The 2,644-nt window shown below is 59.4% G+C and carries 3 protein-coding genes and 1 pseudogene; 2 read left to right on the top strand and 2 right to left on the bottom strand.

Annotated elements, in window-relative coordinates; translation table 11 throughout:
• A pseudogene (locus FY112_RS35120) lies at window positions 1-133 on the bottom strand (efflux RND transporter periplasmic adaptor subunit); the annotation flags it as partial.
• Between the two features lie 289 nt (window positions 134-422).
• Here FY112_RS35120 and FY112_RS35115 point away from each other — a divergent pair.
• Window positions 423-1,301 carry an aminoglycoside phosphotransferase family protein gene (locus FY112_RS35115; RefSeq protein WP_131629193.1) on the top strand — a complete coding sequence of 293 codons (879 nt, stop codon included), beginning with the start codon at window positions 423-425 and terminating at the stop codon, window positions 1,299-1,301.
• A 9-nt stretch (window positions 1,302-1,310) separates the two neighbouring features.
• Here FY112_RS35115 and FY112_RS35110 read toward each other — a convergent pair whose 3' ends face one another.
• Window positions 1,311-2,099, bottom strand: a complete 789-nt coding sequence (locus tag FY112_RS35110; RefSeq protein ID WP_017959711.1) for an SDR family oxidoreductase — start codon at window positions 2,097-2,099, stop codon at window positions 1,311-1,313.
• A 251-nt stretch (window positions 2,100-2,350) separates the two neighbouring features.
• Here FY112_RS35110 and FY112_RS38380 point away from each other — a divergent pair.
• Window positions 2,351-2,644 (top strand): FAD-dependent oxidoreductase (locus tag FY112_RS38380; RefSeq protein WP_246700827.1); only part of this gene is annotated, 294 nt, incomplete at its 3' end.

Genomic DNA, 2,644 nt, shown 5'->3' with positions numbered 1-2,644 from the left:
TGCCGCCGGCCGGCTGCTTGATGAACTGCGAGAGGTAGGGAATTCGGGAGGCATAAGGGACCAGATTCCCGAATTGCCAGACGCCGATGGCGGCAATTGCGATAACGCTGACGGTGATCCAAAATTTCTTCATGGGCGGGAACCGGTCTTGAGCAAGGTTGCAAATTTTATGCTCTGATTGAGCTGCTTATATTGCGGCGCAAAAAGGACATAATTCCCGGTGTGCGATCACTAAGTGGTTATAATGGCTTAAAATTTTGTAATGAATATTCCGTAATATTCAAATTATACTAATATAGATCCAGTGTAGTCCGATGCCGTCCGACGGCGGCGGCGGTGGTGGTTCGCCAGGCGACGATGCCGACCCGTATGCCGTCCATCGCGCGGGAAGAACACGGAAAAACGAGAGAAGGCAGGTCGTCATGACTGAGTTGGATGCCAGCGAATTTCGCTCTCTGATCGTAAGCCTATTTCCTGAACTCACGGCCTCCGTCTTCAAGCTGGCGGCGAAGGGCTGGGATTCGCTTGCCGTCGACGTCGATGACACGTTGATCTTCAAGTTTCCCCGTAATCTCGGCGCGGAAAGAGCGCTTCAGAAGGAAGCTGCCTTGCTCGACATCGTTCGGCCGTCGCTGTCGATGGCGGTTCCCGACATGCGCATTCACGACGGGCCGCCGATCTTCTCCAGCCATGCCAAGCTCGACGGCGAACATCTCATTGCCGAAGATTACGATGCGCTTGGCGAAAGCGATCGTCAGCGCCTCGCGGAAGATCTCGCGCGTTTTTACGCCGAGCTGCATGTACTTGATGCCGTTCGCATACGATCGGCCGGTGCCGGTTCTGTCCAGCCATGGCAATCGCCCGAGACGGTGCGAACCAAGGCTTTGCCGCTGCTGTCGCCTGAGATCAAGAGCTTTGCGCAGGCCATTATTTCCGATTTCGAAGCCTTGCCGCCCGATCCCTACGGCAACATCTACGGCTTCTTCGACGGTCATGGCTGGAACATGGCCTTCGACCATGCGCAAAGGAAGCTCAACGGCATTTACGATTTCGCCGATTCCGGCTTTGGTCCGCTGCACCAGGAATTCATCTACTCGAACTTCATTTCGCCCGATCTGACCGCACGCATCATATCGGCCTATGAAATGCTGACCGGACGCAGGCTCGACCGGCGCCGCATTGCGATCCTGACCGGCTTCCATCGTCTGTCCGAACTCGCCGAACTTGCGGACGATCCGACTAACGTCGAACAGATGATCCGAAGTGTGGCGACATGGGCGGCGGCAGCCCACGTCGGCTGAGAAGGAATGTCAGACGGATCGTGCCGCGCCGCCGTCGCAGCGGATGAGCGAGCCGGTGATATAGCTTGCCGGTTGGCTGCACAGGAAGGCAGCCGTTGCGGCGAATTCCTCGACCCTGCCGTAGCGGCCCACTGGAATGCGCGCTTCCTTGTCGGTGCGGATCTCCTCGATGCTCTTGCCGGTCCGCTTTGCCGCGGCCCCGTCGAGATCGTCGAGCCGTGCCGTCAGGATACTGCCCGGCAAGAGCAGGTTGGTGGTGACGCCGAAGCCCGCCACTTCGGAGGCAAGCGTCTTGCTCCAGCCGGCAAGGGCCGGGCGCAACGTATTCGACAGCGCCAGATTGGCGATTGGTTCGATCACGCCGGATGAGGCGACTGTCAGAATGCGGCCCCAGCCCTGCGCCTTCATGCCAGGCAGCAGCGCATTGGTGAGCGTGATCACGCGAGCGACCATGGAGAGGAAATAGCTTTCGAGCTTTTCGCCCGTCATGTCCTCCGTCGTGCCGGGCGTCGGCCCGCCGGTATTGTTGACGAGAATATCGAGACCGCCGAACTTCTCCTTCACCGCCGTTGTCGCCATCTCGACGAAGCGTTCGTCCCCGAGATCGGCCCAGATCCAGTCGGCCCGGCCTTTGCCTTCGCCATTGATCGCCTTGCAATTGGCCTCCAGCTGTTCGCCGCTGCGCCCGCAGAGCAGCACGTTTGCGCCCTCCCGCGCCAGCGCCACGGCGATGCCGAGGCCAAGGCCGCGCGAGGAGGCGAGGACGAGTGCCCGTTTGCCCTTGATGCCGAGATCCATGATTGTCCTCCGATAGCTTTGAGCGATGTATAAGGCGTAAGCGGCGGAAAAGGAAAGGGCATGTGACCGGTTCGGCAGCGTTTGATAATTGACGTTGACGTAAGCGTTATGTAATTCTTTCCTACGAGGCCTCATCATTGTGCGAATTGGAAGATTGGCTGTCGTATCCCGGCTCGACAATGCTTTCTCGTTTTGACAAGAAAGTGCCATGACGGGATGACGGCCGCGTGCCGGCAAGCGGAGACGAGTGAATGACCGAGACGACTGAGCTGCCCGAACGCGAGAGCATGGAATTCGACGTTGTGATCGTCGGCGCCGGTCCGGCTGGTCTTGCGGCGGCGATCCGTCTGAAACAAGTCAATCCGGAACTCTCCGTCGTCGTGCTGGAGAAGGGCGCGGAAGTTGGCGCGCATATCCTCTCTGGCGCCGTGGTCGATCCGATCGGCATCGACCGGCTGCTGCCCGGCTGGCGCGACGAGGCCGACCAACCGTTCAAGACCAAGGTCAGCGCCGATCACTTCCTGCTGCTCGGTCCGGCCGGCTCC

This window comes from Rhizobium sp. PEPV16, assembly GCF_008919455.1.
GTDB classification, from domain to species: domain Bacteria; phylum Pseudomonadota; class Alphaproteobacteria; order Rhizobiales; family Rhizobiaceae; genus Rhizobium; species Rhizobium leguminosarum_Q.
This window is presented reverse-complemented; position numbering and strand designations above follow the sequence as displayed.

What these genes read in the sequence shown, in the direction of transcription:
- FY112_RS35115 (WP_131629193.1), top strand. Translation starts at nt 423, where the DNA reads ATGACTGAGTTGGATGCCAGCGAATTTCGCTCTCTGATCGTAAGCCTA.
- FY112_RS35110 (WP_017959711.1), bottom strand. Translation starts at nt 2,099, where the DNA reads ATGGATCTCGGCATCAAGGGCAAACGGGCACTCGTCCTCGCCTCCTCG.